At 60.2% G+C, this 15343-nt stretch carries 15 protein-coding genes; 8 read left to right on the top strand and 7 right to left on the bottom strand.

The annotated features are described in order from the left end of the window. Window positions 1-23 precede the first annotated feature (23 nt). From VLA07_RS12370 to VLA07_RS12355, 4 genes are all read left to right on the top strand, one after another. Complete coding sequence (locus VLA07_RS12370; RefSeq protein WP_027611261.1) at window positions 24-1343, top strand: S41 family peptidase; 1320 nt, start codon at window positions 24-26, stop codon at window positions 1341-1343. Between the two features lie 2 nt (window positions 1344-1345). Then, window positions 1346-2122: a divergent polysaccharide deacetylase family protein gene (locus tag VLA07_RS12365; protein ID WP_333989350.1), complete on the top strand. Its 777-nt coding sequence runs from the start codon at window positions 1346-1348 to the stop codon at window positions 2120-2122. 130 nt (window positions 2123-2252) lie between these two features. Beyond that, a complete protein-coding gene (locus VLA07_RS12360; RefSeq protein ID WP_333989349.1) occupies window positions 2253-3731 on the top strand; it encodes a trypsin-like peptidase domain-containing protein in 1479 nt (492 codons plus the stop codon). Between the two features lie 207 nt (window positions 3732-3938). Beyond that, window positions 3939-5243: a Vps62-related protein gene (locus tag VLA07_RS12355; RefSeq protein WP_333989348.1), complete on the top strand. Its 1305-nt coding sequence runs from the start codon at window positions 3939-3941 to the stop codon at window positions 5241-5243. On the opposite strand, the gene VLA07_RS12350 is transcribed toward VLA07_RS12355, so the two are convergent. The 7 genes from VLA07_RS12350 to VLA07_RS12320 all read right to left on the bottom strand — a co-directional run bounded on the left by VLA07_RS12350 (window position 5224) and on the right by VLA07_RS12320 (window position 11034). Continuing rightward, on the bottom strand, window positions 5224-5979 hold the full coding sequence (locus VLA07_RS12350) for a substrate-binding periplasmic protein (protein WP_096796692.1): 756 nt from the start codon (window positions 5977-5979) through the stop codon (window positions 5224-5226). The two genes, VLA07_RS12355 and VLA07_RS12350, sit on opposite strands and share 20 nt — an antisense overlap. A gap of 73 nt (window positions 5980-6052) precedes the next feature. Next, window positions 6053-6823: an imidazole glycerol phosphate synthase subunit HisF gene (hisF, locus tag VLA07_RS12345; protein WP_007909211.1), complete on the bottom strand. Its 771-nt coding sequence runs from the start codon at window positions 6821-6823 to the stop codon at window positions 6053-6055. A gap of 9 nt (window positions 6824-6832) precedes the next feature. Then, the gene (hisA, locus tag VLA07_RS12340) at window positions 6833-7570 is read right to left on the bottom strand and encodes a 1-(5-phosphoribosyl)-5-[(5-phosphoribosylamino)methylideneamino]imidazole-4-carboxamide isomerase (protein ID WP_097086957.1); all 738 of its coding nucleotides are present in this window, start codon (window positions 7568-7570) and stop codon (window positions 6833-6835) included. A 42-nt stretch (window positions 7571-7612) separates the two neighbouring features. Further along, window positions 7613-7873: a DUF2164 domain-containing protein gene (locus tag VLA07_RS12335; protein ID WP_333989347.1), complete on the bottom strand. Its 261-nt coding sequence runs from the start codon at window positions 7871-7873 to the stop codon at window positions 7613-7615. Beyond that, window positions 7874-8512 (bottom strand): imidazole glycerol phosphate synthase subunit HisH, encoded by a 639-nt coding sequence (gene hisH / locus VLA07_RS12330; RefSeq protein ID WP_027611254.1) that lies wholly within the window; start codon window positions 8510-8512, stop codon window positions 7874-7876. Further along, window positions 8512-9105: an imidazoleglycerol-phosphate dehydratase HisB gene (hisB, locus tag VLA07_RS12325; RefSeq protein ID WP_007909204.1), complete on the bottom strand. Its 594-nt coding sequence runs from the start codon at window positions 9103-9105 to the stop codon at window positions 8512-8514. Before hisB ends, hisH begins: the two co-directional genes overlap by 1 nt. Before the next feature lie 264 nt (window positions 9106-9369). Continuing rightward, a complete protein-coding gene (locus VLA07_RS12320) occupies window positions 9370-11034 on the bottom strand; it encodes an OFA family MFS transporter (RefSeq protein WP_333989346.1) in 1665 nt (554 codons plus the stop codon). A 223-nt stretch (window positions 11035-11257) separates the two neighbouring features. On the opposite strand from VLA07_RS12320, the gene VLA07_RS12315 reads away from it, so the two are divergent. The 4 genes from VLA07_RS12315 to VLA07_RS12300 all read left to right on the top strand — a co-directional run bounded on the left by VLA07_RS12315 (window position 11258) and on the right by VLA07_RS12300 (window position 15296). Further along, window positions 11258-11662, top strand: coding sequence for an acetyl-CoA sensor PanZ family protein (locus VLA07_RS12315; protein ID WP_096796695.1), 405 nt, complete (start codon window positions 11258-11260; stop codon window positions 11660-11662). A gap of 78 nt (window positions 11663-11740) precedes the next feature. Further along, the gene (locus VLA07_RS12310; RefSeq protein WP_333989345.1) at window positions 11741-13963 is read left to right on the top strand and encodes an AsmA family protein; all 2223 of its coding nucleotides are present in this window, start codon (window positions 11741-11743) and stop codon (window positions 13961-13963) included. Continuing rightward, window positions 13960-15027 (top strand): A/G-specific adenine glycosylase, encoded by a 1068-nt coding sequence (gene mutY / locus VLA07_RS12305; RefSeq protein WP_027611250.1) that lies wholly within the window; start codon window positions 13960-13962, stop codon window positions 15025-15027. Before VLA07_RS12310 ends, mutY begins: the two co-directional genes overlap by 4 nt. After that, window positions 15024-15296 carry an oxidative damage protection protein gene (locus VLA07_RS12300; RefSeq protein WP_008024947.1) on the top strand — a complete coding sequence of 91 codons (273 nt, stop codon included), beginning with the start codon at window positions 15024-15026 and terminating at the stop codon, window positions 15294-15296. Before mutY ends, VLA07_RS12300 begins: the two co-directional genes overlap by 4 nt. Window positions 15297-15343 lie beyond the last annotated feature (47 nt).

The raw sequence follows: 15343 nt of genomic DNA, 5'->3' as shown, positions 1-15343 counted from the left end.
CCTAATTCAGGAGTTCGTTCGACATGCTGCATTTGTCCCGCCTTACCTCGCTGGCCCTGACGATCGCTCTGGTGATCGGCGCGCCTCTGGCGTTCGCCGCTCAACCGGCCCCGGCCGTCGCTCCGGCAGGCACTGCCGCGACCGCCAAGGCCCCGTTGCCGCTGGAAGAGTTGCGCACCTTTGCCGAGGTCATGGACCGGATCAAGGCGGCGTATGTCGAGCCGGTGGATGACAAGACCCTGCTGGAAAACGCGATCAAGGGCATGCTCAGCAACCTCGATCCGCACTCCGCGTATCTCGGCCCTGAAGACTTCACCGAACTGCAGGAAAGCACCAGCGGCGAATTCGGCGGCCTGGGCATCGAAGTCGGCTCCGAAGACGGTTTCATCAAGGTCGTCTCGCCGATCGACGACACCCCGGCGTCGAAGGCTGGCATCCAGGCCGGTGACTTCATCGTCAAGATCAACGGTGCGCCCACTCGCGGCCAGACCATGACCGAAGCCGTGGACAAGATGCGCGGCAAGATCGGTCAGAAAATCACCCTGACCCTGGTGCGCGACGGTGGCACGCCGTTCGACGTGACCCTGGCCCGCGCCGTGATTCAGGTGAAGAGCGTCAAGGCGCAGCTGCTGGAATCGGGCTACGGCTACATCCGCATCACCCAGTTCCAGGTCAAGACCGGCGAAGAGGTCTCCAAGGCCCTGGCCAAGCTGCGCAAGGACAACGGCAAAAAGCTCAACGGCATCATCCTCGACCTGCGCAACAACCCGGGCGGCGTGTTGCAGGCGGCAGTGGAAGTGGTCGACCACTTCATCAAGAAAGGCCTGATCGTCTATACCAAAGGCCGGATCGCCAACTCCGAACTGCGCTTCTCCGCCACCGGCAAGGACGAAAGCGAAGCGGTGCCGATGGTCGTGCTGATCAACGGTGGCAGCGCCTCGGCTTCGGAAATCGTCGCCGGCGCCCTGCAGGATCAGAAACGCGCGGTAGTCATGGGCACCACCAGTTTCGGCAAAGGCTCGGTGCAGACCGTGCTGCCGCTGAACAACGACCGCGCGCTGAAGATCACCACCGCGCTGTACTTCACGCCGAACGGCCGCTCGATCCAGGCCCAGGGCATCGTCCCGGACATCGAAGTGCGCAAGGCCAAGATCACCAACGAAGCGGACGGCGATTACTTCAAGGAAGCCGACCTGCAAGGCCACCTGGGCAACGGCAACGGCGGCGCGGACAAGCCGACCGGTTCCGGCACCAAGGCCAAGGCCATGCCGCAGGATGACGATTACCAGTTGGCCCAGGCCCTGAGCCTGCTCAAAGGCCTGAGCATCACGTCCGGCCGTTGAGGATGTCGTTGCGTTTGCTCTTCGTCCTGCTGTGCTGTCTGGCGGGTGCTGCTCACGCAGAACCCGCCAGGACCACCGCGCAAAAAGCCTACCTGACGCTGATCATCGACGACCTGGGGCAGAACCTGCCCCGGGATCGCCGCGTGCTGGCTCTGCCCGGCCCGGTGACCACGGCGATCATGCCCGACACCCCGCACGCCACCGAATTCGCCCGCGAAGCCCATCGCGCCGGCAAGATCGTGATCCTGCACATGCCGATGGATCCGGCCACCGGTCCGTACGCCTGGCACCCCGAACTGCCGCTCGAGGAACTGCAAAAGCGCCTCGACGCCGCGTTCAAAATGGTCCCCTACACGGCGGGCATCAACAACCACATGGGGAGTCGCATGACCGCCCAGCCAGTGGCGATGGCGTGGCTGATGGGCGAGTTGCAGCGTCGGCACAAGTTCTTCGTCGACAGCCGCACCAGCGCCCAGACCGTGGCCGCGCAGCAAGCACAGAAGATCGATCTGGCGAGTGTTTCGCGCGATGTGTTTCTCGATGACGAACGCACCGAAGCCGCCATTTTCAACCAGCTGCAGACGGCGATCAGCCTGGCGCGCAAGCAGGGTTCGGCGGTGATGATCGGCCACCCTTACCCGCAGACGCTGGCGGTGCTGGAACGTGAATTGCCGAAGCTCAAGGCGCAAGGCATCGAGTGGATCGATATCAAGCAGATGATCAGCGTGCGGAGTAACAAAGCGACAGCTGCACACGGGAAAAATGGAATTTATCGTTAAGCTATCAACTGATTAAATTCTCATAAGCCTCTACGTCCAAAATAAGCAGCAATAACTTATAGAACCGACTCAAACCTAACTGTCTTATTCTGCGCCAGTCTTGCACCCATATATTAGCCAAGGACTGGCCATGAACTTTAAATATATCCACCCAAGCTTTTTATTACTGACTGCCTTCTCACTTCCTGCCTGTTCCAGCCCTGTCGATTACGGCAAGGGCGCTGAAAACTTCTCACCGTCGCAACACCTGACTAACAAAGATGGCGAAAATAACCACTGGATGGGAATCGGCGAGTACAAAAGCCGCGAGTACGGTTCCTGCACCGCCTTCCTGATCGATACAAACAGCTCTCGACCATCCGATTCCGCCTATGCACTCACCAGTGCCCACTGCGTGGGCAAGGAAAACGGGGTCATGCGAATAGATGATCCTATCGAAGCCAGCATTACCTTCAACAACTTCATCGATACGACTGCTGCCTCCAGGACTGCGCCTGTGAGGAAAGTAGCCTGGAGCAGTATTCAGGGTGTCGACCAGGCTCTGTTGGAGCTTGGAGTGTCACAGGGCGAACTTCTGGCTCAGGGCATCACGCCCATGAAACTGGCCCGGCAGGCGCCGGCAGAAGATAGCGACATTCTGATTGTGCACAAACCCGTTGGCTCTCCATTACAAATGTCCGCCTGCACCCACATGCCCTCCCCGGCGATTTTCGAAAAGCCTTGGGTTTGGCGGCATACCGTCAGCAACCAATGCAAAGATATTGCTTCCGGAAGCTCGGGGAGTCCGGTCATCGTTCGAGCGACCAACGAGGTCTATGGCGTCCTTGGGACCTTGGCTCACCATCTGACGCCGCTGCCTGGATACGGTCAGATGCCGAGCGGCAGTTACGGCAGTCCCACCTCGGTTTTCAACAACTGCTTTATCGATGGCAAACTCAATACGGATCCGCAGGTGTGCGAATTATTTCCGGCAGCCTCTATCAGACTGCCTGCCCAACTGCCAACGCATGCAAAGATCAGCGTAAGCGCTCAGGGCAACTACGTTTATCCAGAATGGAACTTTGAAATAACCGCCAGCACCCGGTTTATCCGGACCAAACGCACGTCGGACCCGGTCGAATGCGAAGTTCCGCAAGACTACAGCCAGCCAATCACCACCGGCACTACGCCGACTCGATTAAATGTTCCGATGGGACCTGAAACCGGGCTTAACAACCTTTGCATCATCGCCACAAACAGTACTGAGGACATATTACCGGCAGGTACTTATCGCAATGCCGTCACTGTTCCCACTTATCTGGTTGAGGCGGGCCCGACGCCTGTTCCGACCATAGAGACTTCGTTTAACAAAGAGATAAACAGGGCGCTGATTCTGTGGCCGGAACGCAAGAACGAGGGTCTTGATCGATACGAGGTAAAAGGCGGCCTTGCTGAAAAAGTCAGTTGCGAAGACCCACAGGGTTATAGGCATGTGACCTCCAATTGGCTACGCCCGCAAAGCAACTTCCCCCTCAAACTCTGCGTTTACGCTGTCGACCCCAACAATCAGCGCTCAGAATTGAAGGAATACATCCTGGAATGGGAAGCGCTCGAAAACAGCGCCCCCTGAGCTGATCAGTGACGCCGGCCTTGTGCTTCTGCATCAATAGGCAAAACAGGAGCGCAAGGCTGCCCATGGCAAGGAACGGTTTTTTTGGAAATAACTGGTCACGACGTCATACATAGTTACCGCCAGAGACCGGTTGCGATTACCGATAGTGAGACCTGCAACGGGTCGCGACTCCCTTGAGTCGCCGTTCAACTATCAGGAGTGACCATGACCATTCATGACCAGGCCGCAGCGCCATCCAGGCAAATCGAGCCGATCCGCCACGACAATCTGCTGATCCATTTCACCACGGAATTTCACCGCATCTGGGACAGCACCGGCTCACGGGCTAAACCCGCGGCCTTCTGGCGCCCGACTCCGGCTCCGGATGTATTGCCGGGCTATTTCCCGCTCGGCGACGTGTTCGTCGCCGGGCACGACAACATTAACGGCAGCACCGTGGTAGCTGTGGTTTGCGAAGGCGATGCACCCAGTGCAGATCCGGCCAGGGGCCCGGCATTAAGGCGCCCGGAGGATTTCGAGCTGATCTGGAAAGATTCCGGCTCAGGCTCGAAGAAAGACGGGGCCGTATGGCGACCGATCGCCCCACAAGGTTATGTGGCCATGGGCGCGGTCTGCTCCAATGATCACGAAAAACCTTCACTCAACGCGGTTCGCTGTGTACGCGCCGATCTGGTGATCGCCTCGGACGTTGGCGAACTGATCTGGAATGACAGGGGTAGCGGCGCCAAGCAGAGCTTCAGTGCATGGAGTGTCATACCACCCAATGCACCGCCGGGAGAGATTCATTTCGCACCGGGAACATTTGTTGCGGCCAGCAGTTTCAACCGGCCAGAGGGCAATGTCGGTGCCTATTCACTAAGCATGCAGATCGCGCCGCTGATCCAGTCACCGCCACAGCTACCAACGCTCTCCGCAGCGCAAGCCCCAGAAACCAAAGGCGCGGCCACGCTCTCCCAAGTCATCAAGCTGCCATGGTTCGTGGTCAAGGATGACTTGTCGCCAATTGATCAATTACGCACCACGCCTTTTTATCGCCTGGAAAGAACCGACCAGTACTATTTGGTTGGGAGCGGACACAACACAGGCGAGGAGGCACGGGCTTTCAAGTGGACTGCGCAGCGGCTGCAGAATCCGAAGACGCTGCGTCTGTTCACTCAACTTACCGCGATCAGTTTTGTGAGCCCGTGGGCAACGAAGGCAGACGCTCATCCGTCACTCCCATTTTCGGCAAGACTGGACAGCCAGTTCACTCACAGCGAGACGTCAACCAGTGGTTGGCAGACTCCATTTGCTACCTATGTGATCGCCATGGCCGGCAAAGGCAAATTCGTCGCGGTTTATCAGCTGGAGAGTTTCTACGAGCTGCGTCGTGCTGACGGCTCGCAAGCGGGGATCAATCTGGCTTACACCCAGAACGATAACCTGAGTCTGCTGCAGTATCCGCCGCAAGAATGCACCCACCAGGCAACAGACAAGTCGTTGCCGACGGCTACAGATAGCGCCCCATGATCTCGTCGACAACCCCGTCCTTGCGCATCTGATCCAGCGCCGCCTGCAGCCTGGCGACCGTTGCGTCCGACACATCCTTGTTCAGCGCCAGATATAACTCGGCGCTGTTGAAGCGCAACACGGTCTTGAGTCCAGTGACCCCGTCCTGCCGCGCCAGATAACGCCCGGCAGGATCACCCGTGGCCCACAGGTCGATCTGACCGTTGACCAGTTTTTTTGCGTTGTCCTGATCGCGCAGCACGACCGTGGGTTTCAAGCCCTGCTTGGTCAGCGTCTCGGCAATCGCGTCGCCCTTGTAGGCGCCGATCTTGTATTTGCGTGCATCGTTGAGGGTGTCGAGGGTGATCTTGCTGTCGGCCCTGGCCAACATGATCCAGTCGTCCGGACCGATCGGGCCGACCCATTTGAAGAGTTTTTCGCGATCCGGCAGGCGGGCCATCACGAAGGCGCCGTAACCGGGGTTTTCCAGCGCCAGCTTGTAGACGCGCTCCCATGGGAAGCGCAGCGTCAGGCTGTAGGTGAGCCCGGCGCGCTTGAACATTTCGCGCACGATGTCGGCGGCAATGCCGTTGATGTTCTCGCCCTTGGCGAAGTTCTTGCCGTCTTTCGCCATGTTGTAGGGCGGAAAGTTTTCGGTGAGGAGCACCAGATCGGTGTCGGGACTGTTTTCGGCCCGCGCCGTGTTGAGCAGCAACACAGAGGCACTGGCGAGAACAAGAAGCAGGCGTTTGATCATGTCGGGCTACCGGAATCCATGGCGTGCCCAAGAGTGCCTTGGGTACGCCATGCTGTCCACTGGCCTGTACGGTTTAGCGCATCACGATGCCGCGTTTGGCCATGTACGCTTTCGCTTCCTGCACAGTGTATTCGCCGAAGTGGAAAATACTCGCCGCCAGTACCGCGCTGGCGTGGCCTTCAAGGATGCCGTCGGCCAGATGCTGCAGGTTGCCGACGCCGCCGGAAGCGATCACCGGAATGCCCAGCGCATCGCTGATCGCGCGAGTCACGCCGAGGTCGAAACCATTTTTCATGCCGTCCTGATCCATGCTGGTCAGCAGGATCTCGCCGGCACCCAGGCCTTCCATCTTCTTCGCCCACTCGACGGCGTCGAGACCGGTCGGCTTGCGCCCGCCGTGGGTGAAGATTTCCCAGCGCGGGGTTTCGCCCGGGCCGGAGACCTTCTTCGCGTCGATGGCGACGACGATGCACTGCGAGCCGAAATGCTGCGCCGCTTCGCCGACGAATTCCGGATTGAACACCGCTGCGGTGTTGATCGAGACCTTGTCCGCACCGGCGTTGAGCAGGTTGCGGATGTCCTGCACGGTGCGCACGCCACCGCCGACGGTCAGTGGAATGAACACCTGGCTGGCCATGCGCTCGACGGTGTGCAGCGTGGTGTCGCGGCCATCGACGCTGGCGGTGATGTCGAGAAAGGTAATCTCGTCGGCACCCTGCTCGTCATAACGACGGGCGATTTCCACCGGGTCGCCGGCATCGCGGATGTTCTCGAACTTCACACCTTTGACGACCCGGCCGTTGTCCACGTCCAGGCAAGGGATGATGCGTTTGGCCAGCGCCATGGTCAGTCCTCAGCCTTGGTACGCATCGCAGAAAGCTTGCGCTTCGGCGACGTCGAGGGTGCCTTCGTAGATCGCCCGGCCAGTGATTGCACCGATGATGCCCGGCGCCTTGGCGTCGAGCAGCGACTTGATGTCACCCAGATTGTGGATACCGCCGGACGCGATCACCGGGATCTTCGTCGCTGCCGCCAGTGCAGCGGTGAACGGTACGTTGCAGCCCTGCATCATGCCGTCTTTGGCGATGTCGGTATAAACAATCGACGAGACGCCGTCGGCTTCAAACTGCTTGGCCAGGTCGATGACCTGCACGGTGCTGATTTCAGCCCAGCCGTCGGTGGCGACGAACCCGTCTTTGGCATCCAGGCCAACAATGATCTTGCCCGGGAACGCGCGGCAGGCTTCAGCGACGAACGCCGGATCCTTCACCGCTTTGGTGCCGATGATCACGTAGCTCACGCCCGCCTTGACGTAGTGCTCGATGGTTTCCAGCGAGCGAATGCCGCCGCCGATCTGGATCGGCAGGTTCGGGTAGCGCTTGGCGATCGCGGTAACCACTTCACCGTTGACCGGCTGACCTTCGAATGCGCCGTTCAGATCGACCAGATGCAGACGACGGCAACCGCCCTCCACCCACTTGGCAGCCATGCTCACCGGGTCATCGGAGAACACTGTGGAATCTTCCATGCGGCCCTGGCGCAGACGTACGCAGGCACCGTCTTTAAGATCGATAGCGGGAATAATCAGCATCTGGCAAACCTTCAAATTTGAATGTTCAGCTTGGCTCGGAAATCAGTTTTTCTCGAGCGCCCACAGGTCGCTTTCGATGCTTTCAAACCGCTCTTTGAGGTGGGTCTGCACATCGAAAATCGCCCTGTTGTAATAGTGCGGAGCAATTTCACGGGTAAACAGCTCAAGAATTTCCGCCGCTTCGAACGAACCTAGGTCAAGTTCGAACCGATCCTCCATGAACCGCTGGATCCTGCGGTTGGCCTCGTTCTCCTGTTCGGGAGTGAGGGTCAGGATCGGCGGTTTGGACTTCTTGGCAGCCATTTACCAGCGACCGTCCCACGCGGCGAAGTTCTGCAGCAATTGCAGGCCATGGGTATGGCTCTTCTCCGGGTGGAATTGCACGGCGAAACGCGAGCCTTCGGCCAGCGCGGCAGCGAAATCGACTCCGTAATGACCGCTACCGACTACCTGCCGCGCATTGGCGGCAGCGATGTAGTAGCTGTGCACGAAGTAGAAGCGCGCCATGTCCGGAATGTCGTGCCACAGCGGGTGACTGACCTTCTGCTGCACTTCGTTCCAGCCCATGTGCGGGACTTTCAGGTGCTCGCCGTCTTCATGCAGGTCTTTGCCGAAGAACTTCACGGCGCCCGGGAACAGGCCGATGCAGTCGACGCCGTCGTTCTCTTCGCTGCTGTCGAGCAAGGCTTGCATGCCGACACAGATGCCGAGGAACGGACGATCCTGACTGACTTCACGCACCAGCGCGTCGAAACCGAGACGACGGATCTCCGCCATGCAATCGCGAATCGCACCAACGCCGGGGAACACCACGCGGTCGGCTTCGCGGATCACGTCGGCATCGCTGGTGATCAGCACCTTGCCGGCGCCGACGTGCTCGAGGGCCTTGGCCACCGAGTGCAGGTTGCCCATGCCGTAGTCGATAACTGCAACCGTCTGCATTACAGAACGCCTTTGGTCGATGGCATTTGCCCGGCCATGCGCTCATCCAGCTCGACGGCCATGCGCAGCGCGCGGCCGAAAGCCTTGAACACGGTTTCGATCTGGTGGTGGGTGTTGGTGCCACGCAGGTTGTCGATGTGCAGGCTGACCAGCGCGTGATTGACGAAGCCCTGGAAGAATTCCTGGAACAGGTCGACGTCGAAGCCGCCCACGGTGGCGCGGGTGTACGGCACGTGCATCTGTAGGCCTGGACGGCCGGAGAAGTCGATCACCACACGCGACAGCGCTTCATCGAGCGGCACGTAAGCATGACCGTAGCGACGGATGCCTTTCTTGTCGCCAATGGCTTTGGCGAACGCCTGGCCGAGGGTGATACCGACGTCTTCCACGGTATGGTGGTCGTCGATATGCAGATCGCCCTTGCATTCAATATCCAGGTCGATCAACCCGTGACGGGCGATCTGATCCAGCATGTGCTCAAGAAATGGAACGCCGATATCGAATCGGGCCTTTCCGGTGCCATCAAGGTTGATCGAGGCTTTGATCTGGGTTTCCAGAGTGTCGCGCTCGACAGACGCCTTACGTTCGGCCATCACCAGCTCCGCAAAATCATTGGGCGAAAAAGGCAGCCATTATAGGCACGCGGGGCCGAAACAGAAACACGCGACGTGATATGCCTGACGGATAGAACGCCCGGCTGTCGCGGGTAGACATGTCCATACAAGCCATTACAGACACCCCGAAAACAAATGTAGGAGTGAGCCTGCTCGCGATGAGGGCGTGACAGCCAACATTTCCGTGACTGTCAGACCGCTATCGCGAGCAGGGCTCACTCCTACAGGGGTACTACGTTTTGCTTAGTGAAACAGTACCGCCGTTTTCTGCAGGGTCACCCACACGCCCCAGGCCAACGGAATGCCCACCGCCAGCCATGCAGCAATGGCCAGCGGCTTGCTGCCCGGTGCGGCTTTCCACTCCAGCACGGTGCTCGCATCAGCACCTTTGTCGTGGCCCAGCGCCTGTTCGGCGGCCAGTTCAGCGTCGGTCATGAAGTACTTGTCGGCCACCGGACGCACCATCAGGTTGCACAGGAAACCCAGCACCAGCAGGCCGGCGAGAATGTACAGGGTGATGTCGTAAGCGGCCGCGCGTTCAACGCCGATGCTCAGCTGATACTCACGCAGGTAGTTCACCAGCACCGGGCCGAGCACGCCGGCGGCGGCCCAGGCAGTCAGCAGACGACCGTGGATCGCACCGACCATTTGCGTGCCGAACAGGTCGGCCAGATACGCTGGAACGGTCGCAAAACCACCGCCGTACATCGACAGGATGATGCAGAACGCCGCCACGAACAGCGCAACGTTGCCCAGATGGCCCATGTTCGGGATCAGCGCGTACAGGGCAAAACCGAGGGCGAAGAACACGAAGTAAGTGTTTTTGCGACCCAGGTAGTCCGAGAACGAAGCCCAGAAGAAGCGGCCACCGATGTTGAACAGGCTCAGCAGACCGGTGAAGCCGGCAGCGATCGCAGCGATCGAAGCCAGTTGCCCGGCGTCCAGTTGACCGAACGGCACGTCGACGCCCAGCAGCTTGCCGCCGAACACTTCCTGCAGCAGTGGCGAAGCCATGCCGAGAATGCCGATACCGGCCGACACGTTCAGGCACAGCACCAGCCACACCAGACGGAACTGCGGGGTTTTCCACGCCACATTCACGTGCACGTGACGGTGGGTGATCATCGCGTTCGAGGCTTTTTTCGCCGGAGCAGTCCAGCCTTCAGGCTTCCAGCCGGTTGGCGGCACACGGTAAGCCAGGGCGCCCCCGATCATGAACACGAAGTAGATCGCCGCCATGGCCACGAAGCTCTGCCACACGCCGACACCGGCAGGCGAAGCGAAGTGGCTCATCAGCGCAGTGGCCAACGGTGCACCGACCATCGCGCCGCCACCGAAGCCCATGATCGCCATGCCGGTCGCCATGCCGCGCTTGTCCGGGAACCACTTGATCAGGGTCGAGACCGGCGAAATGTAGCCCAGGCCCAGACCGATACCACCGATCACGCCAGAGCCGATCCACATCAGCCAGATCTGGTGGGTATAAATCCCCAGTGCCGAGATCAGCAGACCGCCGCACCAGCACAGTGCCGATACCACACCGGCCTTGCGTGGCCCGGCGTGTTCCAGCCAGCCACCCCAGATCGCTGCCGAGCAGCCGAGGAAGATGAAGAACAGGGTGTAGATCCAGCCGAGCATGGAGATCGGCCAGTCGCATTGCGAAGAGAAGACCTGAGCGATGAAGCTCATGTCCGGTGCGCAAGCCACCGGAGCCGTGACGCCCAATGCCTTGGACAGCGGCAGCCAGAACACCGAGAAACCGTAGGCCATGCCGATGCACAGGTGGATGGCCAGAGCGGCCGGTGGAACCAGCCAGCGGTTGAAACCGGGCTTGGCGATGATGCGTTCCTTGGACAGGAACGCAGGCTGGTCGGCGCGAAGGCCGTCCGCCGTGATGCTCGTGCTCATTGTGTATCCCCCAATTATTAGTATGGTTCGCCAGCCACTGCTCACCCTCGGCCTTTATGCACGCAGGCATGACCGTTTTTTCGGGTGAAGCTCCTTGAAGGCGCGACGTTAAGTCGCAGAAGGACGGACGAACCGGCGAAGGTTACCATTTGCACGTGACAGAAAAACCAAACTGATATCACCTTTTTCATGTCATCTGATCTCGTCCCCACAGGAAAAAGCCATGCCGATCGCTGTCCAAGCGCTGAACGATGCCAGTTACCAGGATCAACAGGACCTGCAAAAAATCTATCGTGACGCTCCGCAATGGCTGTTCGCACCGTATTCCGGGGACGCTCAACTGATCGAAAACAGCCTGGCTGACGGCTCTTTGATTGCAGGACGTTTCAACGATCGCCTGCTCGGTGCAGCACGCCTGACAAGGCACGACAGGATTTGGTACTTGTCACATTTGTGTGTACGAAAAGTCACCCGGCGCCGTGGGGTAGCCGAGAGACTGGTGAACCAAGCACAGAAAATGGCGTCGCAAGCGGGTGCCCAACTGCGCCTGCTGGCACCGGCCGGACACCTTGAAATCCAGGCGCTGGCCGCCAGATTGCAATTGCCGCTGGACGTGATCGCGACATGACAGCGCCCCGAACCGGGCGGATGCAGCGCTATACTCCCCGGCTAAATTACGAATTCGACTAACTACAAGGACTCGCCCATGAAAGCGTTCGGCAAAATCCTGGGTCTGGTACTTCTCGGGCTGTTGCTGATCATTGTGGCGGCGGGCTTCGCCCTGACCCACCTGTTTGATCCCAACGACTACAAAGACGAGATCCGCCAGATAGCCCGCGACAAGGCCCACATCGAGCTGACGCTCAATGGCGATATCGGCTGGAGCCTGTTCCCGTGGCTCGGCCTGGAACTGCATGAGGCCAGCATCGCCACCCTGATCAACCCGACCGAACCGTATGCCGACCTGCAGATGCTCGGCCTGTCCGTGCGCGTGCTGCCACTGTTGCGCCGCGAAGTGCAGATGAGCGATGTGCGCGTCGAAGGCCTGAACCTGCGCCTCAAACGCGACAAGAACGGCCACGGCAACTGGGAAGACATCGGCAAGCTGCCACCTCCCGCCACGCCTGCCGGCAGCCCGACGCCTGCCAGCCCGCCTGTTGCAGAGGCCGCCCAGCCGGAAAAACCGCCGCAGCCCATCCGCCTCGACATCGACAGCCTGACCGTCAACAACGCCCGTGTTGAATACACCGACGAGCAGACCGGCAAGCAGTACAGCGCCGAAAGCATCCAGCTGAGCACCGGTGCAGTACACGACTCAACCAACATTCCGCTGAAAGCCACGGCGTTTCTCAGCACCAATCAGCCTGTGCTGCGGGTGCGCACCGAGCTCAACGGCGAACTGCGCATCGAACGCGCCCTGCAACGTTACAAGTTCGAAGACATGAAACTGTCCGGCGAACTGACTGGCGATCCGCTGCAGGGCAAGGCCATGACCTTCTCCGCCCAAGGCCAGATTTCCCTGGACAAGGCGGCGAACGTCGCCGAATGGACCGGGATCAAGATCTCCGCCAACCAGTTGCGTGCCCTCGGTGAGCTGAAAGCCAACGACCTCGACAAGACCCCGCAGATCACTGGCGGAATCTCGATCGCCCAGTTCGATCTGGCAAAATTTGTCGACAGCATCGGCCAAACGCTGCCAGCCATGGCGCCCGGCAGCCTGAGCAAGGTCGAACTGGTCAGCCGCGTGGCCGCCACGCCAACCAGCGTGGCCTTCGACAACATCAACCTGAAACTAGACGACAGCAGCTTCAGCGGGCGCATTGCCGTGGAAGATTTCGCCAAGCAGTCGCTGCGGGCGATCCTCAAGGCTGACACGTTCGACGTCGACCGCTACCTGCCGCCGAAATCGGAAAAAGCCAAAAACGCCACGCAAGTGCGTCAGGCCGAAGTCGCCAGCACCGAAGCCGATGCCATGGCCGGCGCTGGCAGCACACCGTTGCCGGACAAACCAAGCAAAAGCGCCTGGAGCACCGAGCGTCTGCTGCCGGTCGAGCGTCTGGCCAAACTCGACGTTGATGCCGATCTGAGCTTCGGCCAACTGACCCTCGACAAACTGCCAATCCAGAACGCCGCGCTCAAAGCCACCGGCCAGGGCGGCCTGCTGACGTTGGAAAATCTGCGTGGCGGCCTGTACAACGGCGACTTCGAAGCCAAGGGCACCCTCGACGTACGCCCAAGTGCGCCGGTGCTGAACCTGCAAACCAGGATCAACCGCGTGCCGGCCGAGAAAATCCTCGAAAGCCAGGGCAAGAATCCGCCGGTCAAAGGCCTGGTCACACTGACCAGCAGCCTCACCGGCAGCGGCAACAGCCAGCAGGCGCTGATCGAAACCCTCAACGGCAACGCCAGTTTCGTGATCAACAACGGTGTGCTGCTCAACGCCAACCTTGAACAGCAACTGTGCAAAGGCATCGCCACCCTCAACCGCAAAACCCTCAGCGGCGAGCCACGGGGCAAGGACACGCCGTTCCAGGAACTCAAGGGCAACCTGACCTTCCGCAACGGCATCGCCAGCAACCCGGACCTGAAAGTGCGCATCCCCGGCATGACCGTCAACGGCGATGGCGACATCGACCTGCGGGTGCTGGGCATGGATTACCGCGTCGGCATCATCGTCGAAGGCGACACCAGCGCGATGCCGGATCCGGCCTGTCAGGTCGGCGAGAAATTCGTCGGCATCGAGTGGCCGCTGCGCTGCCGCGGCCCATTGGAACTGGGCGCCAAGGCCTGCCGTGTGGACAACGAACGCCTCGGCCAGGTCGCGACCAAAATGGCCGGTGACAAACTCAGCGAGAAGATCGATGAAAAACTCGGCGACAAGGTCAGCCCGGAATTGAAAAACGCATTGAAGGGGCTGTTCAAGCGATGACAGCGGAGCAGTTTTCCACGGCGGTGCTGGAATGGTTCGACCGCCACGGCCGCCACGATTTGCCTTGGCAGCAAGACATCAACCCGTATCGGGTGTGGGTGTCGGAGATCATGTTGCAGCAGACCCAGGTCAGCACCGTGCTCAATTACTTCGACCGCTTCATGGCCGCGCTGCCAACGGTGCAAGCGCTGGCCGAAGCGCCGGAGGACGAAGTGCTGCACCTGTGGACCGGGCTCGGTTACTACACCCGCGCGCGCAATTTGCAGAAGACCGCGAAGATCGTCGTCAGCCAGTACGGCGGTGAATTTCCGCGAGACGTCGAAAAGCTGACGGATCTGCCGGGGATCGGCCTGTCCACCGCCGGCGCCATCGCCAGCATCAGCATGGGCCTGCGCGCGCCGATCCTCGATGGCAACGTCAAACGCGTTCTCGCGCGTTTCACTGCGCAAGAGGGTTACCCGGGTGAACCGAAGGTCGCCAAACAGCTGTGGGCCAACGCAGAGCGTTTCACGCCGCACGATCGGGTCAATGCCTACACCCAGGCGATGATGGATCTCGGCGCCACGCTGTGTACGCGCAGCAAACCGAGCTGTCTGCTGTGCCCGCTGGAAAAGGGCTGCGAGGCGCACATGCTCGGGCTGGAGACGCGCTACCCGATCCCCAAACCGCGCAAGGCCATCCCGCAGAAACGCACGCTGATGCCGCTGCTGGCCAACGGCGAAGGCGCAATTCTGCTTTATCGCCGCCCGTCCACGGGGCTTTGGGGCGGCTTATGGAGCCTGCCGGAACTCGACGATCTCGACGACCTGCAACATCTGGCCGACCAGCACTCGCTGACCATGGGCGAGCAGCAGGCGCTGCCAAGCCTCATCCACACCTTCAGCCATTTCCAGCTGTCCATCGAACCCTGGCTGGTTCAGGTGCAGGAGGCCGGTCAGCACGTGGCCGAGGCCGACTGGCTCTGGTATAACCTCGCCACCCCGCCGCGCCTGGGCCTTGCCGCCCCGGTCAAAACCTTGCTCGAGCGCGCGGCCGCCGTATTGAACGCAGGAGAGTCGTCATGACCCGCACCATCATGTGCCGCAAGTACAAAGAAGAACTGCCCGCGCTGGAACGCGCTCCTTTCCCGGGCGCCAAAGGTCAGGATATTTTTGACCACGTCTCGGCCAAGGCTTGGGCTGACTGGCAGAAACACCAGACCCTGCTGATCAACGAAAAGCGTTTGAACATGATGAACGCCGAAGACCGCAAATATCTGCAGGGCGAAATGGACAAGTACTTCTCCGGCGAGGAATACGCCAAGGCGGAAGGCTACGTTCCGCCTGCGGAGTAAACCCGCAAAATCGGGGGGCGGATCGTAAGCGACGGAATTAATTTAAG

The sequence above is a fragment of the Pseudomonas sp. S3(2024) genome, assembly GCF_036861315.1.
Classification (GTDB): domain Bacteria; phylum Pseudomonadota; class Gammaproteobacteria; order Pseudomonadales; family Pseudomonadaceae; genus Aquipseudomonas; species Aquipseudomonas putida_A.
Note: the sequence above shows the minus strand (reverse complement) of the source record. Positions and strands in the feature narration are given on the sequence as shown.